The organism is Plasticicumulans lactativorans (genome assembly GCF_004341245.1).
Lineage (GTDB): Bacteria > Pseudomonadota > Gammaproteobacteria > Competibacterales > Competibacteraceae > Plasticicumulans_A > Plasticicumulans_A lactativorans.
On record NZ_SLWY01000007.1, the window covers coordinates 101,902 to 126,603 of the forward strand.

Here is a 24,702-nt window from a genome sequence, read left to right on the forward strand (position 1 = left end):
ACGCGGCGATCTGCGTCCATGCTTCTGGGGCGATCGCCGCCGCCCTTCCTTCAGGAGCAGGACCCATGCGCGAACCCCGGGAACTCGCCTTCGACACCCGCGACGGCACCGCCCTCTTCTACCGCCACTGGCCGGCCGTGAACGGCAGCGCGCGCGCTCTCCTGCTGCTGCACCGCGGCCACGAGCACTCCGGGCGGCTGCAGCACCTGGTCGACGAACTCGACCTGCCCGGGTTCGACTGCTTCGCCTGGGACGCCCGCGGCCACGGGCGCTCGCCGGGGCCGCGCGGCTACAGCCCCGGCCTCGGCACCTCGGTCGGCGACCTCGACACCTTCGTGCGCCACATCGAACGCGCGCACGGCATCGCGCCGGAGAACCTCGCGGTGGTCGCGCAGAGCGTGGGCGCGGTGCTCGCGGCGACCTGGGCGCACGACTTCGCGCCGCCGGTGCGCTGCCTGGTGCTCGCCGCGCCGGCGTTCAAGGTCAGGCTCTACGTGCCGTTCGCACGCCCCGGCCTGCGCCTGCTGCACGCGCTGCGCGGCCACTTCTACGTGAACTCCTACGTCAAGGCGCACTACCTGACGCACGACCCGGCGCGCGTGGCGAGCTTCAACGCCGACCCGCTGATCACCCGGCCGATCGCGGTGAACATGCTGCTCGCGCTGTACCAGGCCGGCGAGCGCGTGGTCGACGACGCCGCGGCGATCACGCTGCCGACGCAGGTGCTGGTGTCGGGGGCCGACTGGGTGGTGCACCAGGCGCCGCAGCGCGCCTTCTACGAGCGCCTGGGTGCGGCGGTGAAGGAATTCCACGTATTCCCCGGCTTCTTCCACGACACCTTCGGCGAAAAGGACCGCGCGCAGCCGATCGCCAAGGGCCGCGCGTTCATCCTGCGCTGCTTCGAAACGCCGCCGGCGCCACCGGAGCTGCTCGACGCCGACCGCGCCGGCTACACCCGCGACGAGTTCGAGCGCCTGCGCACGCCGCTGCCGGCGGGCTCGTGGAAGGCGCTCCAGTTCGCCGCGACGCGCGCCGGGCTGAAGCTCGGCGCGAAGCTGTCGGACGCGATCCGCCTCGGCTTCGACACCGGCTTCGACTCGGGCTCGATGCTCGACGCGGTGTACCGCAACCGCCCGTCGGGGCGCGGGCCGCTGGGGCGGCTGATCGACCGCCTCTACCTCGATTCGCCCGGCTGGGCCGGCATCCGCGTGCGCAAGCGCCACGTCGAGGCGCTGCTCGCGCAGGCGATCGCCGCGCTGCGCGCCGAGGGCCGCGCGGTACGCATCGTCGACATCGCCGCCGGCCACGGCCGCTACGTGCTGGAAGGCATCGCCGCACTCGCCGACCGCCCCGACGCGGTGCTGCTGCGCGACTACAGCGCGCTCAACGTCGCCGCCGGGCAGCGGCTGATCGCCGAGAAGGGGATGCAGGACTTCGTGCGCTTCGAACAGGGCGACGCCTTCGACCGCGCCTCGCTCGCCACGCTCGCGCCGCGGCCGACGCTCGCGGTGGTCTCCGGGCTCTACGAGCTCTTCCCCGACAACGCGCCGCTGCGCGCCTCGCTCGCCGGGCTCGCCGAAGCGGTCGAGCCCGGCGGCTGGCTGGTCTACACCGGCCAGCCCTGGCACCCGCAGCTCGAACTGATCGCCCGCGCGCTGACCAGCCACCGCGACGGCGCGCCGTGGATCATGCGCCGGCGCACCCAGGCCGAGATGGACCAGCTCGTCGCCGCGGCCGGCTTCACCAAGGCGGCCGAACTGGTCGACGACGCCGGCATCTTCACGGTGTCGCTGGCGCAGCGGAACCGCGCGTGAACGCGGTCGCGGCGCGCCTGCACGAGCCGCGGCCGTGGTGGCGCGCGGCGCTGTGGCTGGCCGGGCTCGGGCCGTTCTTCTTCGCGAGCTACGGCACCGCCAACTGGCTGGCGAGCCGGCGCGGCGCCGTCGGCAGCCTGTACTTCGGCTGGGAGCACGGCGTCCCCTTCCTGCCGTGGACCATCGTGCCGTACTGGTCGATCGACCTGTTCTACGCGGCCTCGCTGTTCCTGTGCGCGGACCGGCGCGAACTCGACGCGCACGCGCGCCGCCTGCTCACCGCGCAGGTGGTCGCGGTCGCCGGCTTCCTGCTGCTGCCGCTGCGCTTCGCCTTCGAGCGCCCGCCGGTGGACGGCCTGCCGGGGGCGCTGTTCACCGCGCTCGCCGGCTTCGACCTGCCCTACAACCAGGCGCCATCGCTGCACATCGCGCTGCTCGTGATCCTCTGGGCGCGCTACCGCGCGCACACGCCGCGGCGCTGGCGCTGGCTGCTGCACGGCTGGAGCGCGCTGATCGCGGTGTCGGTGCTGACCACCTGGCAGCACCACTTCATCGACGTACCGACCGGGCTGTGGGTGGGGCTGCTGGCGATCGCGCTGTTCCCGAGCGACGGCACGCGGCCGGCGCCGACCCGCCCGGACGCGCCGCGCCTGCGCCTGGCCGGCCGCTACGCGCTCGGTGCGGCAGCCTGTACCGTGCTCGCCGCCGCGCTCGGCGGCCCCGGCTGGTGGCTGCTGTGGCCGGCCGGGGCGCTCGCGGCGGTCGCCGGCATCTACCTCGCCGGCGACCCGCGGCTGTTCCGCAAGCGCGCCGACGGGCGCCTGCACCCGGCGGCGCTGTGGCTGCTCGCCCCCTACGTCGCCGGCGCCTGGCTGAACGCGCGGCTGTGGACGCGCGGCGACCGCGCCGCCGGCGAAGTCGCGCCCGGGGTCTGGCTCGGCTGCGCGCCGCGCCGGCGCGAGCGCGAGGCGGCGGGCTTCGATGCGCTGCTCGACCTCGCCGCCGAGCTGCCGGTGGACCGCCGCGGCGTCTCCAGCCGCGCGGTGCCGCTGCTCGACCTGCTGGTGCCGACGCCGGCGCAGCTCGACGCGGCGGTCGCCGCGCTCGAACGCCTGCGCGGCGAGCGCCACACCACGCTGGTGTTCTGCGCGCTCGGCTACTCGCGCAGCGCCGTGGTCACGGCGGCCTGGCTGCTGGCGAGCGGGCGCGCCGCCGACGTCGAGGCGGCGATCGCCGCGGTGCGGCAGGCGCGGCCGCGGGTGGTGCTCGGCCCGGCACTGCGGGCGGCGCTCACCGACTGGGCGCGCACGCGGGGGCTGCAGCCGTGAGCGCGCACGACCTCACCGGCACCACCACCGCGGCGGCGGAACACACCACCGATGCGCACATGTCGATGACGGTGACGGCCGCGCTGCTCGCCGCGGGCCGCGTCGCCGCGCTCGTCGCGCACCTTGCCGCGCTGCTCGCCGGGCTGGCGCTGCTGCTCGCAGCGCCGGCCGCGCTCGCCCGCCTCGCCTGCGCCGCGGTGCTGGTGCTGTGGCCGTGCGCGGCGTGGCTCGCGCTGCGCGTGGAGTTCGATGCGCGCCTGTTCGCCGCGCTCGACCCGGATGCGGCGACGCTGGCCGGCTTCGACGCCGCGCTGGTGCGCCTCGGCCTGCGTGCCGCCGCGCCGCCGCGCGACGTCGCCACGCGCTGCGCCGGCGCGCTCGCGCTGTGGCGACGCCTGCTCGGCTGCGTCGCGCTGCAGCTCGCGCTGCTCGGCGTGGCGCTCGCGCTGCTGCTGTGACGGCCGCACATGCGAACGCCCCCGCACGCAGGCGTGCGGGGGCGTTCGGGGGCGGGCGCCTTCCCGGCTCCGGCCGGAGCCCGGGAGGCGGCGCGGGTCTGCCTAGTCGATGACTTCGACCTTGCGCGGCACCACGAAGTACACCCAGGCCAGGGCGACGAAGTAGGTGCAGGGGATCATCGTGAACAGCACCGAGTAGTTGTTGTTGGTCACGGTGAGGATGTGGCCGACCAGCTGGGTCATGAACATGCCGCCGATCGCGCCGCACATGCCGCCGATGCCGTAGACCGAGCCGATGGCGTTCTTCGGCGTGGCGTCCATCGCCACGCTCCAGATGTTGGCGGTCCACGCCTGGTGGGCGGCGATGGCGATCGAGATGAAGAACACCGCCGACCACAGGCTGCTGGCCGAGGCCGCGAACACGATCGGCACGATGCAGATCGCGCAGATCAGCATCGACAGCAGGCGCGCCGGGATCGCCGCCTTGCCGCGGCTGATCATGAAGGACGAGAGCGCACCGCCGGCGACGCTGCCGACGTCGGCCATCAGGTAGATCACCATCAGCGGCAGGCCCATCGCGGTGATGCTGATGCCGAGGTTGTACTGCTGGTTCAGGTACGGCGGCAGCCAGTAGAGGTAGAACCAGAACACCGGCGCCGACAGCGTGTTGCCGAGGGCGTAGGCCCAGGTGGCGCGCATCTTCAGCACCTTGCGGTACGGCACCTGCGCGACCGCGGGCTCGACTTCGCTCTGGATGTAGTCGAGTTCACTGCGCTTGACGCTGGGGTGCTGCTCGGGGTCGAAGTAGTTCTTCAGCCAGAACACCAGCCACACCGCGCCGAAGGCGCCGATGACGAAGAAGGTCGCCTGCCAGCCCCAGGTGGCCATGATGAAGGGGATCATCAGCGGGGCGATCATCGCGCCGACGTTGGTGCCGGCGTTGAAGATGCCCGCCGCCATCGCGCGCTCGCCGGCCGGGAACCACAGCCGGGTGGTCTTCACGCACGAGGGGTAGTTGCCGGATTCGGCCAGGCCGAGGAAGAAGCGGCAGGCCATGAAGCCGACCACCGTGCCGACCAGCCCGTGCGCCGCCGCCGCGATGCTCCACAGCAGCACCGCCAGCGCGAAGCCGCGACGGACGCCGACCTTGTCGATGAAGCGCCCCTGCAGCGCGTAGCCGGCGGCGTAGCCGACCTGGAACCAGAAGTTGATGTTGGCGTAGTCCTGCGCGGTCCAGTTCATCGCCTTGGCCAGCACGGGCTGCAGGATGCCCAGCGCAGCGCGGTCGACGTAGTTGAGCACGGTGGCGAAGAACACCAGGCCGAGCATCGTCCAGCGGACGTGCCCGACGGCAAACGCGCGCCGGAACACGCCGCCGCCCGGCGCTCCGGATGGGCCGGGGGGGTTCAGTGCTTCGCTCAGGGGGGTGGACATGATTCTCGGATCTCCTCGTCGACAAGCCTGGCGGGCGGGTCGTCGCGGCCGGCGCATCCCCGCGCATGGGCCCAGGCGGCACCGCGTTTTCGTGCCGGCGGTCATGGCCGCCGGTTCCACGCATTCCCCGGCACCGCACGGGCGCCGGGAAAACCGTTTCCGCCGCTGCGCCGTGCCAGCCCCGAGGTATGCTTTCGCTCGATGGCTCCGGCAGGCTTTTGTTCGATTTTCGAACCAGCGTGCGGTTAGTGGTTATATTCTAGCGCCGATTTGATGCCTGTCACGCCGATAATCAAACTTTAGTGCGATTATCGAACTGTTACATGCAAAACCGTAGCGCCGCAGGCGGGCGTGAAAGCGAGTCAGGAGGGGGTCTGCGCCGCGCCGGCGCAGGCGGCGGCGCGCGCCAGCAGCAGCTCGCGCTCGCGGCCGTTGCGGGTCAGCGCCGCGGCCCGCTCGAACTCGGCGCGGGCCTCGGCGTGGCGGCCAAGGCGCGCCAGCAGGTCGCCGCGCACGCTCGGCAGCAGGTGGTAGCGCTGCAGCGCGGGCTCGGCGAGCAGCGCGTCGGCGAGCTCCAGCCCCGCCTCCGGGCCGAAGGCCATCGCCAGTGCCACCGCGCGGTTCAGCTCGACGACCGGCGAAGGGGCGAGTTCGGCGAGCGCGTCGTAGAGCGCGGCGATGCGCGCCCAGTCGGTTTCGGTGGGGGTGCGGGCGCGCGCGTGGCAGGCGGCGATCGCGGCCTGCAGTGCATACGGCCCGAGGGCGCCGCCGAGCGCCTCGGCGCGGGCGAGCGCGGCGAGGCCGCGGCGGATCAGCAGTTGATCCCAGCGCCCGCGATCCTGGTCGAGCAGCAGGACCGGCTCGCCCGCCGGCCCGGTGCGGGCGCGGGCACGCGAGGCCTGGATCTCCATCAGCGCGACCAGGCCGTGGACCTCGGGCTCCTGCGGTGCGAGCCCGGCGAGGATGCGGCCGAGGCGCAGCGCCTCCTCGCACAGCGCCGGGCGCATCCAGTCGTCGCCGGCGGTCGCCGCGTAGCCCTCGTTGAAGATCAGGTAGACGACCTCGAGCACCGACGACAGCCGCGCGGCGAGCCCGGGCCCGCGCGGCACCTCGAACGGCACCCGCGCCTCGGCGAGGGTGCGCTTGGCGCGCACGATGCGCTGCGCGACGGTGGCCTCGGGAACGAGGAAGGCCCGCGCGATCTCGGCGGTGCTGAGGCCGCCGAGCAGGCGCAGCGTCAGCGCCACACGCGCCTCGCGCGACAGCACCGGGTGGCAGGCGGTGAACACCAGCCGCAGCAGGTCGTCGCCGATGTCGTCGTCGAGCGCGGCGTCGAACGACGCCGCGGCCAGCGCCGCCTGCTCGGCCTCGTGCTCGCGGCCGAGCGCCGCGTGCTTGCGTTCGAGCAGCGCGCGGCGGCGCAGGTGGTCGATCGCGCGGTGCTTGGCGGTGGCCATCAGCCAGGCACCCGGGCGCTCCGGGATGCCGTCCACCGGCCACTGTTCGAGCGCGGCGACGAGCGCATCCTGCGCCAGCTCCTCGGCGAGGCCGACGTCGCGCAAGAGCCGCGCGAGCGCACCGACCAGCTTCGCCGATTCGATGCGCCAGATCGCCTCGACGCTGCGATGGACGTCCGTGCCCGTCATCGCGCGCTCCGCGCCGGGCCGCGGCTCAGGCCGGCGCCGGGCCGGCGACGTTGAGCATCCACGACACGCCGAAGCGGTCGACGACCATGCCGAAGCACGGCGACCAGAAGGTCTCGCCCAGCGGCATCTGCACCTGGCCGCCGTCGGCGAGCGCGCTGAACAGGCGCCCGGCGGTGGCGGCGTCCGCCGGCGCCAGCGACAGCGAGAAGCCCTGGAAGCCCGGCTGCCCGGAGCAACTGCCGTCGGAGAGCATGATCACGCTGTCGCCGATGCGCAGGCTGGCGTGCATGACCTTGTCGCCGGCGCCGGGCGGCAGGCGGGCCGGGTCCGGCGGTTCGGGGCTCTCCCGGTAGCGCATCAGCATCTCGACCTCGGCACCGAGGGCATCGCGGTAGAACGCGATCGCCTCGTCGCAGCGACCTTCGAAGAACAGGTAGGGTTCGATCGGCATGGTCAGGCTCTCCAAATCGGGGCAGGGGGCGTGGCGGTCAGGCCTGGACGGCGCCGACGCCGAGCTCGCGGAAGCGCTCGATCGCGTCGCCGGGCTCGAAGTCCTCCAGCTCGTACAGCGGGCGCACCTCGATCTCGGCCGCGCCGCCGTCGACCGCCGGGTTGGGGAAGCGCAGCGCCCAGTCGAGCGCCTCCTCGCGCGAGCCCACGCGGATCAGCGTGTAGCCGGCGATCAGCTCCTTGGCCTCGGCGAAGGGGCCGTCGACCACGCTGCGCCGCTCGCCGTCGTAGCGCACGCGCCAGCCCTGCGCGCTCGGCTTGAGCCCGGAGGCATCGAGCAGCACGCCGGCACGCGCCAGCGCCTCGTGGTACTCGGCCATCGCGGCGATCAGCCCCTCCTCCGGCATCGCGCCGGCCTCGGTGTCGGGGCTCGCCTTCACCATGATCATGAATCGCATCGTCATCACTCCGTCGCGTTTGCGGTTGCCGGGCCCGCAGCGTGCGGACCCTGTCGGGACGTCGAACGACGCCCGGTCGATTCGACACGCCCGGCCGGATTTTTTTACCGGCTGCCGGTGTCGGCGTCGTGACCGGCGATGCGCGCGCGCTGGCGCTCCTCCTGCGCGCGCAGTTCGGGCGTGAACTCGGCGCCGAAGTCCTCGGCCTCGAACACCTGGCGGATCTCGATCTCGCCGTCGGCGCCGGTGGGGTTGGGGCAGCGCCTGACCCATTCGATCGCCTCCTCCAGCGAGCGCACCTGGATCAGCCAGAAGCCGGCGATCAGCTCCTTGGTCTCGGCGAAGGGGCCGTCGACCACGCTGCGCCGCTCGCCGCAGAAGCGCACGCGCGCCCCCCGGGCGCTCGGGTGCAGCCCCTCGCCGGCGAGCAGCACGCCGGCGTTGACCAGTTCCTCGTTGTAGCGGCCCATCGCCGCGAGCAGTTCGGTGTCGGGCATCACGCCCGCTTCGGTGTCGGGGGTGGCTTTCACCATGATCATGAAACGCATCGCCGTTCTCCTGCCGGTCGGGGGTATGCGCGGACCCGCCGCGGGCCCGCACACCAGTACGTCGAACGGGGCGGGCCGGAATCGACAGGCCGGTGCGCCTCGCGCCTGTGGCGGGTCGGTTGCGGGCAGCATATGCCGTGACCGCTGCTCCAAAAGCGCCCCCGGTGTCGCACAGGCGGCGCTGCCCGTTCGACGCGAGGTTTCTTCATCGCCTGAGATGGGAGGAGCGCCGCACCAACTGGCCCGGAGCGAGAAACTTGGGCGCCGGTTCGCCTTCTGCGGTAAGCCGCCGGATCGCTTCAGGAACCAGCAGTTCGAGTGGCTGACGATAGGTCGTAAGGTCATAGCAGGGCGACGCCGCCAACTCGATGTCGTCGAACCCCACGACGCCCATCCGAATCGCATCGCTGCGGGCGCGCAGCGCATCCAGCGCACCGATCGCCAGAATGTCGTTCTCGCAAAAGAGCGCCTCGATCCGCGCATCGGGTGCCGTGAGATCCAGGTAGCGGGCCAGCGCCTGAAACCCGCAGTCACGCTGATAATGCCTGGCTTCGAGTATCACCTCGACCTCAAGCCCCTGTTCCTTCAAGCCGTCCCGGAATCCCTCCAGGCGTTTCAGCTGGGTCGACTGCGAGAACGGCCCCAGCATGTACCCGATCCGCCGAAAACGCTGCTCGATGAAAAGCCCGGCGATGTCGCGACCGGCCCGGTAACCGTCGGTCGCCACCACCTGAATGTTCGGATAGTCGCAGTTGCGATAAAGCACGATCAGCGGGATATGGCGGATGTCCTGCGCCAGTTGCACCAGTTCGTCGTTCAGGAGGGTGCCGAGGAAAATCAGGCCGTCGACCTGGAACTGGTCGGCCAGTGACAGCGTGGAGCCATCACTGTGTTCAGAGGTGATGTTCAGCAGCATCGACATGTAGCCCTTGCGCTGCAGTTGGTTGGTGACTTCATTCAATATCGGAAATAGGTTCGGATTCTCCAGCTCGTCCACGACCAAGCCGACGATACCGGTGCGCTTCTTGGTCAGACTGCGCGCCAGCAGGTTGGGCCGGTAGCCGAGTTCCGCCGCCACCTGCAGCACGCGCTCCTGGGCCTCGGGCGAGATCGAAGCCCCCTCGGTGAACGCCCGCGACACCGTCCACTTGGACACGCCGGCCCGTTTGGCCACATCGCTGGCCGTGACCTTGCGGGCTGCAGCCTCGGACATTTTTTTTCTCATCTCGACACTGTCCACGTTGACATCGGGTACCCGACAGCATAAGGTAGTTTGCAACCGGGTGCAGCAGCGCCTTTTTTTGGAGCCCTTGCTGCACCCGGTTGCACGGCCTGCCATGATCGCCAGGCCTTTTTCTGGCGCGGCTTTGCAACCGGGTGCAAAGCATTTTCATGGCGGCCGTTTTTTGACATGGACATTGCACCCGGTTGCATGGCGCGGATCATTTCCGCAAACCACCGGCGGAAGCCACGGCTTCCAGGCGACCAGACAGTTTGAGAAACAGGCAGGGTTTGAAGATGTTGAACGGTGAAAGAAAGATTGCACGTCCCTTGCGCTGGGCCATGGTTGGCGGCGGCCGCACCGCCAACGTTGGCTACAAGCACCGTCAGGGTGCCATGCGCGATAACACCGCCTTCCAGTTGGTTGCCGGTGCTTTCGATATCGATGCCGCCCGCGGCAAGGACTTCGGCACCAACCTCGGCGTCGATCCCGATCGCTGCTACCCCGATTACCAGACCATGTTCCGTGAGGAAGCCAAGCGTCCTGACGGCATCGAAGTCGTTACGGTCGCCACGCCGAACAGCACGCACTACGAGATCACCAAGGCTGCGCTCAACGCCGGACTGCATGTGATCTGCGAAAAGCCCCTGTTCTTCGAAGTGGCCCAGGGCGAGGAGATCAAGGCCCTGGCCGAAGCCAGGAACAAGATCGTCGGCGTGACCTACGGCTTCTCCGGCAGCCAGTTGATGCTCCAGATGCGCGAGATGGTTGCCAATGGCGATCTCGGCGAGATCCGCATGGTCGAATTGCAGTACACCCATGGATTCAATGCGACCGACGTCGGCGACAAGATCAGTGAAGGTCAGAAGTGGCGGGTCGACCCGAAGATCGCCGGCCCGTCCTTTGTTCTCGGCGACCTGTCGACCCATACGTTCTACATGTCTGAACTGATCTGCCCCCAGCTCAAGGTCAGGCAGGTGCTGTGCGATCGCCAGAGTTTCATCCCCAGCCGCGCACCGCTCGAAGACAACGCCTATGTCCTGATCCGCTACGAAAACGGTGCCGTGGGTCGCCTGTGGGCCTCCTCGGTCAATGCCGGCTGCATGAATGGACACCGCATCCGCATCATCGGCTCCAAGGCCAGCATCGAATTCAGCGATCACCAGCCGAACGAATTGCTTTATGAAGTCCAGGGCCAGCCGATCCAGAAAATGATCCGCGCCATGCCCTATCTCTATGACGCCTGCAATGCTGACGAACGTCTGGGCGCCCTGCATGCCGAGGGTCTGATCGAATCTTGGGCCAACATCTACCTCAAGTTTGCGATCGCCATCGATGCCAAGAACCGTGGCGATGAGGCCACCCTGAAAAACCTGGTCTATCCGGATATCGATGCCGGTATCGAAGGTATCCGCTGGGTCCAGAACTGCGTCAAGTCGGCGAATGCCGGTGGCGTGTGGGTCGATTTCAACTGACGAAAGCAAGAACCAAACCGGACCATCTGCAGGAGACCATGATGAAATTAGCCATCTGTACCGATGTGTACGGCAACCTGCCCTACACGGAAATGCTCGACAAGGTCAAATCCCTCGGCGTCGAGGGCGTGGAGATGACCGCCGGCGGGTGGGGCGCCTGCCCGCATGTGCCGACTGCCCAGTTGCTGGCCGATCCCGCCAAGCTGGCCGCTTTCCAGACTGAACTGATCAGGCGCGACCTGGAAATCGCCGCACTGAACTGCTCCGGCAACCCGCTCTGCCCGGGTGAAATGGGCGAGAAGCATACGAAAACGACTTACGACACGGTCGTCCTGGCCGGGAAGCTGGGCGTCAAGAAGATCGTCATGATGTCCGGCTGTCCTGCAGGCGCTCCCGGCGACAAGACGCCGAACTGGATCACCTCGACGGTATCGTGGCCGGACTACATGGCGCCGGCACTGGAATACCAATGGAATGAAGTCGCGATTCCGTGGTGGAAGGACTTCGCCAGGCACGCCAAGGCGCATGGCGTCGAACAGATCGCGATCGAAGAATTCCCGTGCCAGTTGGTCTACAACCCCGAAACCCTCTGGCGTCTGCGCAATGCGGTCGACCCGATCATCGGCATCAACCTCGACCCGTCGCACCTGATGGTGATGGGCGCCGACCCGATCGCCTCCGCCCGGGCTTTGAAAGGCGCGATCTACCACATCCATGGCAAGGATGCCCGTATCGAACGCGGCCTCTGTGATGTCAATGGTCTGCTGGAAACCAAGCCGGTGACCGACTGCGAGAACCGGACCTGGAATTACGTCGCTGTCGGCTGCGGCAAGGACCTGCAGTGGTGGAAGGAATTCTTCTCGGTGGCGCGGATGGCGGGCTACAACGGCTGGGTTTCGCTGGAAATGGAAGACCTGACGATGTCCGTCGAGGCCGGCGTCCGGACATCGATCGATGCGTTGAAACAGACCATCAGCCTGTAACGACGCGCACACACCGGCTCGGCAATGAGAGCCTGAACGATGCATTCCCCCGGCATGCCGGGGGATGGATTGAAAAAGCCAAGAGCCCGGACGAACCGGGCGCCCATTGGAGGAGAGCAGAACATGAAACGCCTGATCATGGTATTCACGGCTTCGGTCATCATGATGAGCTCGGCGATGGCCGAGACCACCATCGGAGTTTCCATGGCCTATTTCGACGATCTTTTCCTCACCAATGTCCGCGAGGCCATGATGGAGCGGGCGAAAGAGCTGGGGGTCAAGATTCAGTTCGAGGACGCCCAGGGCGACATCGTCAAGCAGCTCAATCACATCCAGAACTTCACCGCCCAGAAGGTCAGCGCGATCATCATCAACCCCGTCGATACCGCATCGACGCCCAATTTGACGAAGTTTGCCACCGCGGCCGGCATTCCCTTGGTGTACGTCAATCGCAAGCCCCAGGAGGAGACGCTTCCCAAGGGCGTCCACTACGTGGGCTCCGACGAGAACGTGTCGGGAAAGCTGGAGGGTGAGGCGGTTGCCCGCTTACTGAACGGCAAGGGCAAGGTCGTCGTCATGATGGGCGAGCTTGGTGATGCGGCTACCCGTCTGCGTACCGAGGGGGTGGAGAAGGTCGTGGCCCAGTATCCGGACATGAAGATCGTCGAGAAGCAGGCCGCCAAATTCCAGCGCATCGATGCGATCAACCTGATGAACAACTGGCTGGTTTCCGGCGTGGAGATGGACGCCGTCGTCGCGAACAACGACGAAATGGCCATCGGCGCGATCATGGCGCTCCAGCAGGCCGGCAAGGATCCGAAGAAGCTGGTCATCGCCGGTATCGACGCCACTCAGGACGCGCTCATCGAAATGCAAAAGGGCAACCTGGACATCACCGTTTTCCAGGACGCCAGAGGCCAGGGCAAAGGCGCCGTGGAAACCGCCGTCAAGGTTGCCAAGGGAGAGAAGGCCGACGCCTTTGTGTGGATTCCGTTCGAACTGGTCACCAAGGACAACTACAAGGAATTCCTCAAGAAGTGATGCCGCGCCTGCGCCGCGGCAGGATGGCCGCGGCGCAGGCCCTGTTCTCGCGCGCGACGCGCAAAGCCGGACCGATGCCGATCGCCGGGCGACCGGCCATCTACGACTGCAGCGCACGTTGAGCGTGCCCCGAATGACCTGAGGAGTCCCCGCCATGAAGATCGCCCTCGACCCCTACATGATCCGCCACCTGTCGCTGCCCGAGCTGTGCCGGGCGACGGCCGAGCTCGGCTACGAGCACATCGAGCTGTCCCCGCGCGCGGACTTCCTCGACTGGTGGGTCATGCCGCGCGCGACGAAAGAGCGCATGGCCGCCTTCAAGCGCGCCCTGACGGACCACGGCGTGGGCCTCGCCACGCTGCAGCCGATGTACCGCTGGGCCAGCCCCTTCGAGGACGAGCGCCAGTGGGCGGTGCGCTGCTGGAAGAAAGCCATCGAAGTCTCGGTGGAGATGGACTGTCGGCTGATGATCAGCGAGTTCGGCCGCGGCGCCTCGCCCGAGCGCTCGGTGGGCGAGCGCCCGGGGGCGAACACCCCGGAGCTGTGCGAGGCGGCCTGGTTCCGCTCGATGGACGAACTGCTGCCGATCTTCGAGCGCGAGGGCCTCACGCTGTCGGTGGAGCCGCACCCCGAGGACTGGGTGGAGCAGTTGCAGCCGGCCGCCGACCTCGTCAAGAACATCGGCTCCCCGGCGCTGAAGCTCAGCTACATCGCGCCGCACACCTTCTACTACGGCGACGACCTGGCGGCGATGATCCGCGAGGCCGCGCCGGTGCTGGCGCACGTGCGCGTGGCCGACACCTTCAACCACAAGAAGAGCAGCCAACTGCGCTACATCGTCAACCCGCCGGGCTCGACGCAGATCCGCGTGCACCAGCACCTGGACATCGGCCAGGGCGAGATCGACTGGGACGTGTTCTTCGCCACGCTCGCCGAGGTGGGCTTCGACGGCGTGCTGTCGGCCTGCGTGTTCGCCTGGGAGGAGCGCGCCGAGGACTCCAGCCGCTTCATGCGCCAGGAAATCCAGCGCTACCTCGACCAGTACCGGGTGGCGCCGAACGCAGGCTGAGGGAAAACGAGCTTGGCGGGTCGCGATCCGGCGACCCGCCGAGTCTTTGTGACGGCTCGCTCCGCTGCAGGTGGCGACGGCTCAGGGCGAGTGGCGGCGACTGATTCGCCCGTCAAACGCTCGCCAAGCATGGACTCGTCCATTCCACCGACGGAGAAGCGTGGATGCGGGCTCGCCCGCGCGCGTCCTCCATCGCCGGCGGTGCTCAGGCGAGCGGGGCGAAGAGGTCCTCGAGCTCGGCGTCGGTCCACGGCACGCCGGCCCCGTGGCCCTCACGCAGCACGCCGTCGACCAGCAGGCGCTTGCGCGCCTGCAGCGCGCGGATCTTTTCCTCGACCGTGCCTTCGGTGAACAGGCGGTAGACGAACACCGGCTTGTCCTGGCCGATGCGGTGGGCGCGATCGGTGGCCTGGTCCTCGACCGCGGGGTTCCACCACGGGTCGTAGTGGATCACGGTGTCGGCGGCGGTGAGGTTGAGGCCGGTGCCACCGGCCTTGAGGCTGATCAGGAAGATCGGCGCCTCGCCGGCCTGGAAGCTGCGCACCGGGGCCTCGCGGTCCTCGGTGCTGCCGGTGAGCTTGACGTAGCGCAGCGGGACCTTGTCGAGCGCCTTCTCGATCAGCCCGAGCATGGTCGTGAACTGCGAGAACACCAGGATGCGCCGCCCCTCCTCGACCAGCTCGGGGAGCATCTCCATCAGCATGTCGAGCTTGGCCGACACCTTCGCCTGGCGCGCGGTTTCGAGCTTCACCAGCCGCGGGTCGCAGCACACCTGGCGCAGCTTGAGCAGCGCGTCGAGGATCACGATGTGGCTGCGCGCCAGGCCCTTGGCGGCGATCTCGGCGCGCACCCGCGCCTGCAGCGCAAGGCGGATGCTCTCGTAGAGGTCGCGCTGCGGGCCGGCCAGCTCCACGGCGAGGTCGACCTCGGTCTTCGGCGGCAGGTCGAGCGCCACCTGGTCCTTGGTCCGGCGCAGCATGAACGGCGCCACGCGCCGGCGCAGGCGCTCGCACCGCTCGGCGTCGCCGTGGTTCTCGATCGGCTTGCGGAACAGGCGCTGGAACTGGCGCGCGTCGCCGAGGAAGCCCGGCATCAGGAAGTCGAACAGGCTCCACAGCTCGCCGAGGTGGTTCTCCATCGGCGTGCCGGTCAGGCACAGGCGGTGGCGGGCGTCGAGCCCGCGCACGACGATGCCGGCCTGCGCCAGCGGGTTCTTGATCGCCTGCGCCTCGTCGAGGATCAGCAGGTGCCAGCGCTGCGCCGCCAGCACCTCGCGGTCGCGCGGCAGCAGCGCGTAGGTGGTCAGCACCAGGTCGTGCGCACCGATGCGGGCGAAGTCGGCGGCGCGCTCGGGGCCGCGCAGCCCGAGCACGCGCAGCTCCGGGGCGAAGCGCGCGGCCTCGTCGCGCCAGTTGGCGAGCAGGCTGGTCGGCGACACGATCAGGCAGGGCAGATCGAGCCGCCCGGCACGCTTCTCGGCCTGCAGGTGGGCGAGCGCCTGCACCGTCTTGCCGAGGCCCATGTCATCGGCGAGCACGCCGCCGACGCCGGCCTCGCGCAGGAACTGCAGCCACGCCAGCCCCTCCTGCTGGTAGGGCCGCAACTGCGCGTGGAAGCCCTCCGGCAGCGCCACCGGCTGCGGCCCGCTGCGCAGGCGCGCGGCGAGGGCGCGCAGCCGCTCGCCGCCGCGCCAGACCAGCCGGCGCGGGCCGCCGAGCGCGGCTTCGAGCTCGTCGAGCCGGCTCACCTGGCTGCGCGGCAGCACGAACTCGCCGCGCAGGTTCAGGCCCTCGCTGTCGTAGAGCTCGATCAGCACCGCCAGCACGCCGCGGATGCGCTCCGCCGGCACCGGCAGCAGGCGCCCGCCGGGCAGCGGCACCATCACCTTGCGCGTCGCCCCCAGGCCTTCGAGCCAGCCGCGTGCCGAACCGCCGGGCAGCGCGGCGATCAGCTCGACCAGGCAGGGCAGCAGGTTGACCGGCTGGCCGTCGACCTCGACACCGAGCGCGAGCCCGAACCAGTCCTGGCCGCCCTCGTCGAGTTCGGCGTACCACTCGCCGGCCTCGACCAGATGGAAGCGGAAGCCCGGCTCGATGCGCACGTCCCAGCCTTCGGCGCGCAGCTGCGGCACCTCGTCCATGACGAAATCCACCCAGGCGTCGGACTGGCGCTGGCCGAAGTCGCGCCGGCACTCGCGCGGCAGGCGCTCGCCCCCCGGCAGGTCGCGCACCGGGACGAAGTCGGCGCGCTCCAGCCGCGCCAGGCAGTCGTGCTCGAAGGCGCCGGCGCGGACCAGGCGCCGCACCTTGCCGGCCTCGCGCTGGCTGATCACGGTGGCGGGATCGTCGCGGCCGAGCACGTTGTCGCCGTAGACGAATTCGAGCCGCAGGCCGTCGACCTGCAGCGGCGCGCGCAGCCCCCGGCCGACGGCGGCGGGGGCCGCGGCGACTTCGCAGGTGTACAGCGTGAGCCGCGGCTGCGGCCGGTAGTCGTCGACGCGCTCGACGTCGAGCGCCGGCGGCGACGGCAGGCGCTGCCCCGGCAGGTGGCGCGCGAGCCAGTCCCACACCGGCCCGAGCTCCTCCGGGGCGAGCAGCGGGCTCGCCGCGAGGGCTTCGGCGAGGCGCGGTTCGAGGCCGGTGTCGAGCGGGCCGCAGGCGGCGGCGTCGACGTACCACGGCGGCGCCAGCGCCAGCACTGCGGCCGCCGGCGGCGTCGCCACCAGCACGAGCCGCGACTGGCCGTGGTCGTCGACCGACCAGCGCGGCTCGGCCGGACGCACCTCACCCAGCGCCAGCGCCGCGCCGGCCTCGTTGCGCCAGTGGCAGCGGCCGGTGGCGAGCAGGCGTTCGAGCAGCGCGCTGCCGCTCTCGCCGGCCAGCACGCGCACCGGGCCGCTGGCGGGCTCGGCGTCGACGTCGCCGGCGAGCGCGAGTTCGCGCAGCAGCACGCGATCCTGCGCGGCGAGGAACGCCGCCTGGCCGTACTGCAGCACGGTGCGCGGGTCGTAGGCGCGCGGGCGGCCGTAGCCGCCCTTCTTCAGCCGCCGCGCGACCACGCTGCGCACCGTCACCGCCTGCTCGTCATGGTCGAGCAGGTAGAGCACGTGCTCGGCGAAGCCGGCCTCGGTGTCGACGCCGAGCACCGGCAGGGTCGCCACGCCGAGCTTGCGCAGCCAGCCCTCGACCGCGGCCGAGCGCGACGGCGCGCCGCCCGCCGCCGGGGCGCGGCTGTCGGTGCCGCTGGCGAGCAGCTGCAGCAACAGCGCGACGACGTGCTTGCAGCGCCCGCCGAGGTAGCACGAACAGCCATCGTGCAAGGTGGCCTGCCCGTCGTGATCGCGCTCGATGCGGGCAAACGCGCGGTAGCGTTCCTCGACCTGGCCGCGCACCTCGCCGATCGCCGTCTGCCCGTCGCTGCCGAGGCTGAAGTCGAGCACCCCGTGGGTGCGCTGCAGCGCCCGCCCCCGTTCGAGCGTGAAGGGGTCGAACCAGGCGCGCAGGTCGTCCATTCGCAACTGCATGCTGGACCTCAGGCCCCGCCCAGTCCGTGCAGCAGCGCGATGTGCACCGCGGTGCCGCCGCCGATCGACAGCAGCGCCTGCCGCCGCCAGCGGTGCAGCACGACCGTCGCCAGCACCCCGGCGGCTTCCGGCAGGCCGTAGCGGGGCGCGACGGGGGCGACGCCGCGCAGGCAGTAGAACACCAGCACGGTGAGGACCGCGGCCGGCAGGTAACGGCCGAGATAGCGCAGCCAGGCGCGCTCGGCCTGGCCGCGCAGCAGCCAGAACGGCGCCGCGCGGGTCAGGAAGGTCGCGACCGCCATCACGGCGACCGCGCCGATCAGGTAGCCGGCGTCCATCCGCGCAGCCTGCGGACGGCGAGCAGCCCGCTCAGCGTGAAGGCCAGCGCCACCAGTAGGAACTGCGCGGGCGGCGCCAGCGCGAGCGCCAGCAGCCCGGCCGCCGCCGCCAGCAGGAACGGCCAGGGTTCGTGCAGCGCGTGCCACTGCTCCACGGCGAGCACCAGGAACAGTGCGGTGAGGGCGAAATCGAGCCCGCGCGTGTCGACGTCGAGCACGCCCCCGGCGACCGCGCCGAGGGTGCAGCCGCCCACCCAGGCGGCATGGTCGAGCGCGGTGACGGCGAGGTCGTAGGCGTCGCGCCGCACGCCGGCGGGCGGCGCGGCGGCGCTCAGCAGCGACCAGGTCTCGTCGGTGAGCCCGAAGATCAGGTACAGCCGCCGCCAGCCGCGCGCGGGGACGCGCGCCAGCATCGAGAAGCCGAAGAACACGTGGCGCAGGTTGAGCAGCAGTGTGGCGATGAAGATGTCGGGCAGCGGCGCGTGCGCCGCGAGCAGGCCGATGGCGAGGAACTGCGCCGACCCGGCGTAGACGACCGCCCCCATCAGCGGGGCGAGCCACCACGGCTGCCCGCTGTCGACCAGCAGCAGGCCGAAGGCCACGCCGAGCGGGACGTAGCCGAAGGCCACGGGCAGGCACGCCCGCAGGGCCGCGGGCAGGACGGGCGCAGTGGACGGCAAGCGGCGGACCCCCCGATAGCGAAACGGCAAGGGTAACCGAAATCGTCCCCCCGGTAGCCCCGCGGGCGACGCCGGCGTTGCCCGCGGCGCGGCGGCACCCGCAGCCCTTCGGCGCCGCGCGCGGCAGTGGTGGGGGCGGTGGCCTTCGGCTAAGGTCGGCGCGATCCCCCGCACCCGTCCGGAGAGTCCCGATGTCGCCCCGCCTCCCCACCCTCGTCCTCGGCCTGTGCCTCGCGCTGCTGCCGGCCGTCCACGCCGCCGAGCCCGCGGGCCTGGACCCCAATCTGCAGTTGCAGCCCGGCGACCTGCCGCCGCCGCCGCGCGATCCCGCGCTCGACACCGACACGCCGGCGGAGGGCCTGGATTCGCCGTGCGCCCAGGCCCGCAGCCGGCTCACCATCGCCGAGCGCGACCTGCGCGCGAGCGCGCCGCAGGGCTTCGCCGTGGGCCGCCAGCGCGAGATGAACGCGCGCCGCGATCAGGCGCTGCGCGACGTCCAGGCCCACTGCAACTGAGGCCGGCGCGCCGGCCTCAGCCGGCGCCGATCGGGCTCAGCGCGCTGCGGTTGCGCCCCTCGCCCTTGGCGCGGTACAGCGCGCGGTCGGCACGGCTGATCAGGCTGGTGAGGCCGGAGGTCTCGTACGGATCGAGCTCGGCGAGCCCGATGCTCACCGTGTAGCGGATGCCCTCGGGTTCGACCCAGCGCCGTTCGGTGGCGGTGCGCAGCCGCTCCGACAGCACCAGCCCGCCGGAGAGGTCCACCCCCATCAGCAGGACCGCGAACTCCTCGCCGCCGAAGCGCCCGACCAGGTCGTTGCGGCGCAGGCTGTTGAGCATGACCTCGGCGAAATCGCAGAGCACGCGGTCGCCGGCCGGATGGCCGAACTGGTCGTTGATGCGCTTGAAGTGATCGAGGTCGAGGATCATCAGCGTCAGCGCCTCGCCGTCGTTGCGCGCGCGCTGCACGCGCCGCCCGGCGAGCTGCAGGAAGGTGCGGCGGTTGAGCAGCCCGGTCAGCGAATCGCGCTCGGCGAGCTGGCGCAGCTCGGCGTCGGCGCGTTCGCGGTGCAGCAGCAGCAGGCCGAAGGTCGTCACCACCACCACCGCGTAGCCGACGGAGAAGGCCAGCACCTCGTAGATCGTGCGCAGCATCGGGCTCGCGATCGGCTCGGCACCGAAGCTGCCGGAGAGCAGCTCGACGGCGCGCGCGCCGAGCACCACCACCGACAGGCCGAGGACGATCACCATCAGCCGCAGCACCCGCGAGCCGCGCAGGTCGTGGATGTGCAGCAGGCTGCGCAGGGCCAGCAGCCGCAGCACGGTGAAGCCGCACACCGCGACCCCCATGCGCAGCGGCGCCGACAGGCCCGGGTACGCGTAGGCCACGGCCACCGTCGCGGCCACCGCGAGCGGCGCCGTCCACTGGGTATCGTGGCCGCCGAAGCGATCGACCGCATGCACCTGCAGCACCATGCCCGCGACCAGCAGCACCGTGCCGGCGCCGAACAGGTTGTCGATCGCGAGCGAGAAGGCGATCAGCATCAGCAGCCAGCCGATGCCCTGCACGAACAGCGACACGCACCACGGCTGCAGCCCCGGCCAGGGTTTGCGCAGCGTGAGGGCCGCCAGCGACGCTGCCATCAGCAGGCAGTTCAGCAGCATCACGAACATCAGCGTGTGCGGATCGAGCATCGGGGCGCCTCGGCGGAATCCGGCGCGGGGCAATGCACCCGCGATCCGCTCCTGAACAAGGATTATCGTGCACGCGCGAACGGCGCAACGCCCCGTCGTCGCTGCCGCGGGGCGCGCCGCTCAGTCCGTCGCCAGCCACGCCCTCGCCCGCGCCACGGCGGCGCGCACCTGAGCCGGCGCGGTGGCGCCGTAGTGATCGCGCGCGGCCACCGAACCTTCCAGCGTCAGGCAGGCGAACACGTCGGCCTCGATCACCGCGCTGAAGCCGCGCAGCTCGTCGAGCGTCATCTCGGCGAGGTCGCGACCGCTGTCGACGCCGAGGCGCACGGCCTTGCCGACGATCTCGTGGGCGTCGCGGAACGCCACCCCCTTGCGCACCAGGTAGTCGGCGAGGTCGGTCGCGGTGGCGAAGCCCTGCCTGGCCGCGGCACGCATGCGCTCCGGGCGGGCCCTGAGCGCCGGCACCATGTCGGCGAAGGCGCGCAGCGACCCGAGCAGGGTGTCGACGGTGTCGAACAGCGGCTCCTTGTCCTCCTGGTTGTCCTTGTTGTAGGCGAGCGGCTGGCCCTTCATCAGCGTCAGCAGCGCCACCAGGTGACCGTTGACGCGCCCGGCCTTGCCGCGGACGAGCTCGGGCACGTCGGGGTTCTTCTTCTGCGGCATGATCGAGCTGCCGGTGCAGAAGCGGTCGGGAATGTCGACGAAGCCGAACTGCGCGCTCGCCCACAGCACCAGCTCCTCGCTGAAGCGCGACAGGTGCGTCATCAGCAGCGCGCCCGCGGCGCACAGCTCGATGGCGAAGTCACGGTCGCTGACCGAGTCGAGCGAGTTCTCGGTGGGGCCGCTGAAGCCGAGCAGCTCGGCGCTGCGCTGGCGGTCGATCGGGTAGGTGGTGCCGGCGAGCGCGGCGGCGCCGAGCGGGCAGAGGTTCAGGCGCGCGCGGCAGTCACGCAGGCGCCCGCTGTCGCGCTTGAGCTGCTCGAACCACGCCAGCAGGTGGTGGCCGAAGGTCACCGGCTGCGCCACCTGCAGGTGGGTGAAGCCCGGCATGATGGTGTCGGCCTCGCGCTCGGCGAGGTCGACCAGCCCGCCCTGCAGGCGCCTGAGTTCGGCCAGGATCGCGTCGATCGCGTCGCGCAGGTACAGGCGGATGTCGGTCGCCACCTGGTCGTTGCGCGAGCGCCCGGTGTGCAGGCGCTTGCCGGCGTCGCCGATGCGCGCGGTCAGGCGCGCCTCGATGTTCATGTGCACGTCCTCGAGCGCCACCGACCAGTCGAACTCGCCGCGCTCGATCTCGTCGCGGATCGCCTCCAGTCCCTGCACGATCGCGGCGTGATCGGCTGCCGACAGCACGCCGGCCTCGTGCAGCATGGTGGCGTGGGCGAGCGACCCGGCGATGTCCTGGCGGTACATGCGCCGGTCGAACGACACCGAGGCGGTGAACGCCTGCACGAACGCGTCGGTGGATTCGGTGAAGCGTCCGCCCCACTGCTGGTTGGTCTGAGTCATGCGCGGCTCCGCGGCGGCCCGGTTGTCGTGGGGCGGCAGTATAGCGAGCACTCCCGGCCCCGCGCGGCCCCTCAGCGGGTGGCGAGCGCGTGCTCGATCTGCCCGGCCAGGCGCGCGACGATGGCCTCGCGGTCGTACTCGCGCTCGGCGGTGGCGCGGGCGGTCCGGCCGAGGCGCGCGCGGCGCCCCGCATCGCCGAGCAGCGCGACGCAGGCGTCGGCGAAGGCGGCATCGTCGTCGGCGATCACGATGTCGTGGCCGTCGCGGAACGCCAGCCCCTCGGCACCGATGGCGGTCGCCACCATCGCCTTGCCGTAGCCGGCCGCCTCGATCAGCTTCACCCGCGTGCCGCCCCCCACCGTCAGCGGGCAGCAGACCACGGTGCTGCGCGCGTACAGCGCATCGAGATCGGCGACGAAACCGGTCACCTCGACCCCCCGCACCTGCGCCCAGGCGCGGGCGCACTGCGGATCGGCGCCGTTGCCGGCGATCACCAGCGTGGCGTGCGGCAGCCGCGCGCGCACCCGCGGCCAGATGCCCGCGACCAGGCGCTCGGCCGCCGCGGCGTTCGGGGCGTAACCGAGGTTGCCGAGCAGCAGCAGCGTCGGCGCCTGCGGGTCGCTCGGCGGGCTGGTCGCCGCGGCGAGCGGCACGGCGTTCGACACCACCTGCACGCGCTCGCCGCCCGGCCAGCGCGCGAGCCGCCGGCGGTCGAGCTCGGAGCACACGAAGCTCGCCGCCGCGCGGCGCAGCCCGCGCACCTCGGCACCGACGACCGCCGGCAGGCGCAGGTACTGCAGGCACTTGGACGGCCAGTGCGGCGGCGCGGCGATGCTGCGCGCGAGCACCAGGTGCTCGATGTCGTCGACGTCGAACAGCAGCGGCGGGCGCGCCGATGGCGCGGCGCGCTCGAACAGCGCCGCCATCGGCAGGCGCCGCGCCACCACGCAGGCCGGCCGCCGCGCCAGCGCGGCGCGTACCGCCTCGAGCTGGGCGGCACCGGCGAGCAGGGCGTACGGCATCTGCTGGAACAGGTCGAGCGCCGGCGCACCGTAGGCTTCCCATGCGGTGGCGTAGGCGGGCTCCGGCGCGCGCGGCGCCACCGACAGCGTCAGCCCCTCGCCCCAGGCGGCGTGCATCGACGCCTGCACCGCGGCGATGCTGGCCGGCGCGAGGTCATGCTTCGGACTGGCGAAGCAGAGCACGTCGACGGCGTCGAAGCACCTGCGCAGGGCATCGAGGAACAGGCGCATGCGCCAGAAATTGCCCCCTACCGCCAGCGTGAAGTCGGGCTCGAAGACGCTGCTCAGGTACAGGGCACGACGCATGGCCGAAGCCCACCCTCACGCGTGCGGGTGCAGGCCGAGCGCCCGCAGCAGTTGTCCGGCGCGGTAGCGCAGACGCAGGTACCACTGCGGCGGCAGCGCGGGCCAGCGCGCATGACGCTGCCGCCAGAGCAGGTCCGGCAGCTCCACGCGGCGCCAGCGCGCAGCGTCGTCGAGCGCATCGAAGCGCGGCGTGAACGCCTGCCCCGGCCGCTCCATCACCTCGTGGTAGGCGGCGATGAAGTGCCCGGCCATGCGCTCCGGCGACCAGTGCTCCGCCATCCACGCCGCCGATTGCTGCCCGAGCGCGGCGACCAGCGCGGGGGCACGGGCGAGTTCGAGCAGGACTTCGGCCGCATCCTCGAGGCGCACGTCGAGCGCCGGGAAGTCGCTGCGCCCGGTCAGATCCATCAGGCTCCCCTGCACGCAGCCATCGATGTGACATAGCGTCGCCGTGCCCTCGACCAGCGCCTCCAGCGTATTCAGGTGGTAGCTGCCGGTGACCAGGTCGTCGACGAACAGGTGGCAGCGCGCCTTGCGACGCAGGCACTCGGCGTGCGGCACCTGCTCGATGATGTCGATCTCGAGCGGCACGCCGGCGCGGTGCGCCCGGCGCTGCAGCGTGCGCAGCATCTTGACGGTTTCCGGGTAGCCCTTGGTGTCCCAGCGCGACTGCCGCGCCGAATTGAAGACGCTCGGCGCATAGCCGATGCGCAGCGGCCCGTCGACACCGCGCGACACCGCTTCTGCGACGGGAAAGACGACATTCGGCACCAGCCGGGCCTGTGGATAGAAACGGGCCGGGTACTGCCCGATCACCAGCTTCGGGATCGGGCAGGCGAACACGTCGTCGACCGTGCACTCCATGTAGCGGGCGATGGCCTGCGGCGTGGAATGGAAGTGCCGCACCATCGGCTTGCCCTGCCGCCACAGGCGCCGCAGTTCGATCGGGGCGAAGCCCTGGTAGTCGAGGTCGATGAAATTGTGGAGGTGGAGCACGTCACAGCGCTCGACCAGGTCGATGATCGTGTCGCGGTGCACCTCCCACTCGAGATCCTGGCTGAAGCGCATCTTCCCGTAACCGTGCGCATACGGCTTGAGTACCGCCAGGCGGGCCTCGACGCCCGCGTGCAGGCGCAACGCCCGGCACAGGCGCAGCGGGGCACCGACCAGCGGCGTCTCGGACAGGTGCATCACGAGCATGAGGCGTGCCCTCGCGGCTGGGGCTGGGGGACGACGCCGGCGGCGGGCGGCGTCACGGCTGCCCGGCGCGCGCCACGTCGAGGATCATGTCGACGTGCTGCGGCGCGCCCTGGGTCAGCACCGGGTAGGCGAGGTGGTTGGCGAACAGCGTGCGGCCGCGGTCCTCGATGCGCGCCTGGACCTGGTAGCGGCGGCGCGCGTCGACGCCGGGCGGGTCGTAGCGCAGCTCGAAGCGGATCGGCACCTGGCCGGGGTGCGGGTAGCGCCGCTCGACCACCATGCCGGCGGCGGCACCGTCGCGCGCGGTCTCGACGATGCGCACCACCAGTTGCGCCTCGGGGCTGAGCACGATGCGCTGGCGGTAGCCGACGCTGCCGGTCAGCACGCCGGGGCGCGGGCCGGCGTAGGCGTCGTCCGTGGGCGTCGTGGCGCAGCCGGCGAGGGCACCGAGCAGGCCGGCGGCGGCGAGGCGCGCGACGGCGCGACGGACGGACGGGCAAGGCATC

Annotated in this window: 22 protein-coding genes; 8 read left to right on the top strand and 14 right to left on the bottom strand. The window is 70.9% G+C overall.

The annotated features are described in order from the left end of the window. Positions 1–65: 65 nt before the first annotated feature. The 3 genes from EV699_RS07335 to EV699_RS07345 are packed head-to-tail and all read left to right on the top strand — an operon-like array spanning position 66 to position 3,600. Positions 66–1,814: a bifunctional alpha/beta hydrolase/class I SAM-dependent methyltransferase gene (locus EV699_RS07335; protein WP_132540825.1), complete on the top strand. Its 1,749-nt coding sequence runs from the start codon at positions 66–68 to the stop codon at positions 1,812–1,814. Continuing rightward, a complete protein-coding gene (locus EV699_RS07340) occupies positions 1,811–3,142 on the top strand; it encodes a phosphatase PAP2/dual specificity phosphatase family protein (protein ID WP_132540828.1) in 1,332 nt (443 codons plus the stop codon). The genes EV699_RS07335 and EV699_RS07340 overlap by 4 nt, the downstream gene beginning before the upstream one ends. Further along, positions 3,139–3,600, top strand: coding sequence for a hypothetical protein (locus EV699_RS07345; protein WP_132540831.1), 462 nt, complete (start codon positions 3,139–3,141; stop codon positions 3,598–3,600). The genes EV699_RS07340 and EV699_RS07345 overlap by 4 nt, the downstream gene beginning before the upstream one ends. 102 nt (positions 3,601–3,702) lie before the next feature. On the opposite strand, the gene EV699_RS07350 is transcribed toward EV699_RS07345, so the two are convergent. The 6 genes from EV699_RS07350 to EV699_RS07375 all read right to left on the bottom strand — a co-directional run bounded on the left by EV699_RS07350 (position 3,703) and on the right by EV699_RS07375 (position 9,349). Further along, positions 3,703–5,034: an MFS transporter gene (locus EV699_RS07350; RefSeq protein WP_132540834.1), complete on the bottom strand. Its 1,332-nt coding sequence runs from the start codon at positions 5,032–5,034 to the stop codon at positions 3,703–3,705. A gap of 362 nt (positions 5,035–5,396) precedes the next feature. Then, positions 5,397–6,680, bottom strand: a complete 1,284-nt coding sequence (locus tag EV699_RS07355; RefSeq protein WP_132540837.1) for an RNA polymerase sigma factor — start codon at positions 6,678–6,680, stop codon at positions 5,397–5,399. A gap of 25 nt (positions 6,681–6,705) precedes the next feature. Beyond that, positions 6,706–7,131 (bottom strand): VOC family protein, encoded by a 426-nt coding sequence (locus EV699_RS07360; RefSeq protein ID WP_132540840.1) that lies wholly within the window; start codon positions 7,129–7,131, stop codon positions 6,706–6,708. A gap of 37 nt (positions 7,132–7,168) precedes the next feature. Further along, positions 7,169–7,588 carry a YciI family protein gene (locus tag EV699_RS07365; RefSeq protein WP_132540843.1) on the bottom strand — a complete coding sequence of 140 codons (420 nt, stop codon included), beginning with the start codon at positions 7,586–7,588 and terminating at the stop codon, positions 7,169–7,171. 104 nt (positions 7,589–7,692) lie between these two features. Further along, on the bottom strand, positions 7,693–8,136 hold the full coding sequence (locus EV699_RS07370; RefSeq protein ID WP_132540846.1) for a YciI family protein: 444 nt from the start codon (positions 8,134–8,136) through the stop codon (positions 7,693–7,695). Positions 8,137–8,341: 205 nt separating this feature from the next. Continuing rightward, complete coding sequence (locus tag EV699_RS07375; RefSeq protein ID WP_243662589.1) at positions 8,342–9,349, bottom strand: LacI family DNA-binding transcriptional regulator; 1,008 nt, start codon at positions 9,347–9,349, stop codon at positions 8,342–8,344. A 305-nt stretch (positions 9,350–9,654) separates the two neighbouring features. Here EV699_RS07375 and EV699_RS07380 point away from each other — a divergent pair, with 305 nt between their 5' ends. The 4 genes from EV699_RS07380 (at position 9,655) to EV699_RS07395 (ending at position 13,926) form a co-directional block, all read left to right on the top strand. Next, on the top strand, positions 9,655–10,833 hold the full coding sequence (locus EV699_RS07380; RefSeq protein WP_132541107.1) for a Gfo/Idh/MocA family protein: 1,179 nt from the start codon (positions 9,655–9,657) through the stop codon (positions 10,831–10,833). 41 nt (positions 10,834–10,874) lie between these two features. Next, on the top strand, positions 10,875–11,816 hold the full coding sequence (locus tag EV699_RS07385; RefSeq protein ID WP_132540849.1) for a sugar phosphate isomerase/epimerase family protein: 942 nt from the start codon (positions 10,875–10,877) through the stop codon (positions 11,814–11,816). A 123-nt stretch (positions 11,817–11,939) separates the two neighbouring features. Next, positions 11,940–12,857: a sugar ABC transporter substrate-binding protein gene (locus tag EV699_RS07390; RefSeq protein WP_132540852.1), complete on the top strand. Its 918-nt coding sequence runs from the start codon at positions 11,940–11,942 to the stop codon at positions 12,855–12,857. Between the two features lie 154 nt (positions 12,858–13,011). Further along, positions 13,012–13,926 carry a sugar phosphate isomerase/epimerase family protein gene (locus tag EV699_RS07395; RefSeq protein ID WP_132540855.1) on the top strand — a complete coding sequence of 305 codons (915 nt, stop codon included), beginning with the start codon at positions 13,012–13,014 and terminating at the stop codon, positions 13,924–13,926. A 205-nt stretch (positions 13,927–14,131) separates the two neighbouring features. Here the strand turns inward: EV699_RS07395 and EV699_RS07400 are convergent, their stop codons facing one another. From EV699_RS07400 to EV699_RS07410, 3 genes are read right to left on the bottom strand one after another with little or no spacing between them, the layout of a single operon-like run. After that, positions 14,132–17,449, bottom strand: coding sequence for a DEAD/DEAH box helicase (locus EV699_RS07400; RefSeq protein ID WP_132540858.1), 3,318 nt, complete (start codon positions 17,447–17,449; stop codon positions 14,132–14,134). An 8-nt stretch (positions 17,450–17,457) separates the two neighbouring features. Then, positions 17,458–17,787, bottom strand: a complete 330-nt coding sequence (locus tag EV699_RS07405) for a branched-chain amino acid transporter permease (protein ID WP_132540861.1) — start codon at positions 17,785–17,787, stop codon at positions 17,458–17,460. Beyond that, positions 17,769–18,416 carry an AzlC family ABC transporter permease gene (locus tag EV699_RS07410; protein WP_243662590.1) on the bottom strand — a complete coding sequence of 216 codons (648 nt, stop codon included), beginning with the start codon at positions 18,414–18,416 and terminating at the stop codon, positions 17,769–17,771. Before EV699_RS07410 ends, EV699_RS07405 begins: the two co-directional genes overlap by 19 nt. Positions 18,417–18,658: 242 nt before the next feature. Between EV699_RS07410 and EV699_RS07415 the strand changes: the two genes are divergently transcribed. Further along, entirely contained in the window at positions 18,659–18,982 is a 324-nt protein-coding gene (locus EV699_RS07415; RefSeq protein ID WP_132540867.1) for a hypothetical protein, read from the top strand. 16 nt (positions 18,983–18,998) lie between these two features. On the opposite strand, the gene EV699_RS07420 is transcribed toward EV699_RS07415, so the two are convergent. The 5 genes from EV699_RS07420 to EV699_RS07440 form a co-directional block, all read right to left on the bottom strand. Further along, positions 18,999–20,159: a GGDEF domain-containing protein gene (locus EV699_RS07420; RefSeq protein ID WP_132540870.1), complete on the bottom strand. Its 1,161-nt coding sequence runs from the start codon at positions 20,157–20,159 to the stop codon at positions 18,999–19,001. Positions 20,160–20,279: 120 nt separating this feature from the next. Then, positions 20,280–21,668: an argininosuccinate lyase gene (argH, locus tag EV699_RS07425; protein ID WP_132540873.1), complete on the bottom strand. Its 1,389-nt coding sequence runs from the start codon at positions 21,666–21,668 to the stop codon at positions 20,280–20,282. Between the two features lie 71 nt (positions 21,669–21,739). Beyond that, on the bottom strand, positions 21,740–22,996 hold the full coding sequence (locus EV699_RS07430) for a glycosyltransferase family 4 protein (RefSeq protein ID WP_132540876.1): 1,257 nt from the start codon (positions 22,994–22,996) through the stop codon (positions 21,740–21,742). A 15-nt stretch (positions 22,997–23,011) separates the two neighbouring features. Beyond that, entirely contained in the window at positions 23,012–24,196 is a 1,185-nt protein-coding gene (locus EV699_RS07435) for a glycosyltransferase (protein ID WP_132540879.1), read from the bottom strand. Positions 24,197–24,248: 52 nt separating this feature from the next. Beyond that, positions 24,249–24,701 carry a YbaY family lipoprotein gene (locus EV699_RS07440; RefSeq protein WP_132540882.1) on the bottom strand — a complete coding sequence of 151 codons (453 nt, stop codon included), beginning with the start codon at positions 24,699–24,701 and terminating at the stop codon, positions 24,249–24,251. Between the last annotated feature and the right edge of the window lies 1 nt (position 24,702).

What these genes read in the sequence shown, in the direction of transcription:
- EV699_RS07335 (WP_132540825.1), top strand. Translation starts at nt 66, where the DNA reads ATGCGCGAACCCCGGGAACTCGCCTTCGACACCCGCGACGGCACCGCC.
- EV699_RS07350 (WP_132540834.1), bottom strand. Translation starts at nt 5,034, where the DNA reads ATGTCCACCCCCCTGAGCGAAGCACTGAACCCCCCCGGCCCATCCGGA.
- EV699_RS07355 (WP_132540837.1), bottom strand. Translation starts at nt 6,680, where the DNA reads ATGACGGGCACGGACGTCCATCGCAGCGTCGAGGCGATCTGGCGCATC.
- EV699_RS07360 (WP_132540840.1), bottom strand. Translation starts at nt 7,131, where the DNA reads ATGCCGATCGAACCCTACCTGTTCTTCGAAGGTCGCTGCGACGAGGCG.
- EV699_RS07365 (WP_132540843.1), bottom strand. Translation starts at nt 7,588, where the DNA reads ATGCGATTCATGATCATGGTGAAGGCGAGCCCCGACACCGAGGCCGGC.
- EV699_RS07370 (WP_132540846.1), bottom strand. Translation starts at nt 8,136, where the DNA reads ATGCGTTTCATGATCATGGTGAAAGCCACCCCCGACACCGAAGCGGGC.
- EV699_RS07375 (WP_243662589.1), bottom strand. Translation starts at nt 9,349, where the DNA reads ATGTCCGAGGCTGCAGCCCGCAAGGTCACGGCCAGCGATGTGGCCAAA.
- EV699_RS07380 (WP_132541107.1), top strand. Translation starts at nt 9,655, where the DNA reads ATGTTGAACGGTGAAAGAAAGATTGCACGTCCCTTGCGCTGGGCCATG.
- EV699_RS07385 (WP_132540849.1), top strand. Translation starts at nt 10,875, where the DNA reads ATGAAATTAGCCATCTGTACCGATGTGTACGGCAACCTGCCCTACACG.
- EV699_RS07390 (WP_132540852.1), top strand. Translation starts at nt 11,940, where the DNA reads ATGAAACGCCTGATCATGGTATTCACGGCTTCGGTCATCATGATGAGC.
- EV699_RS07395 (WP_132540855.1), top strand. Translation starts at nt 13,012, where the DNA reads ATGAAGATCGCCCTCGACCCCTACATGATCCGCCACCTGTCGCTGCCC.
- EV699_RS07400 (WP_132540858.1), bottom strand. Translation starts at nt 17,449, where the DNA reads ATGCAGTTGCGAATGGACGACCTGCGCGCCTGGTTCGACCCCTTCACG.
- EV699_RS07405 (WP_132540861.1), bottom strand. Translation starts at nt 17,787, where the DNA reads ATGGACGCCGGCTACCTGATCGGCGCGGTCGCCGTGATGGCGGTCGCG.
- EV699_RS07415 (WP_132540867.1), top strand. Translation starts at nt 18,659, where the DNA reads ATGTCGCCCCGCCTCCCCACCCTCGTCCTCGGCCTGTGCCTCGCGCTG.
- EV699_RS07420 (WP_132540870.1), bottom strand. Translation starts at nt 20,159, where the DNA reads ATGCTCGATCCGCACACGCTGATGTTCGTGATGCTGCTGAACTGCCTG.
- argH (WP_132540873.1), bottom strand. Translation starts at nt 21,668, where the DNA reads ATGACTCAGACCAACCAGCAGTGGGGCGGACGCTTCACCGAATCCACC.
- EV699_RS07430 (WP_132540876.1), bottom strand. Translation starts at nt 22,996, where the DNA reads ATGCGTCGTGCCCTGTACCTGAGCAGCGTCTTCGAGCCCGACTTCACG.
- EV699_RS07435 (WP_132540879.1), bottom strand. Translation starts at nt 24,196, where the DNA reads ATGCTCGTGATGCACCTGTCCGAGACGCCGCTGGTCGGTGCCCCGCTG.
- EV699_RS07440 (WP_132540882.1), bottom strand. Translation starts at nt 24,701, where the DNA reads ATGCCTTGCCCGTCCGTCCGTCGCGCCGTCGCGCGCCTCGCCGCCGCC.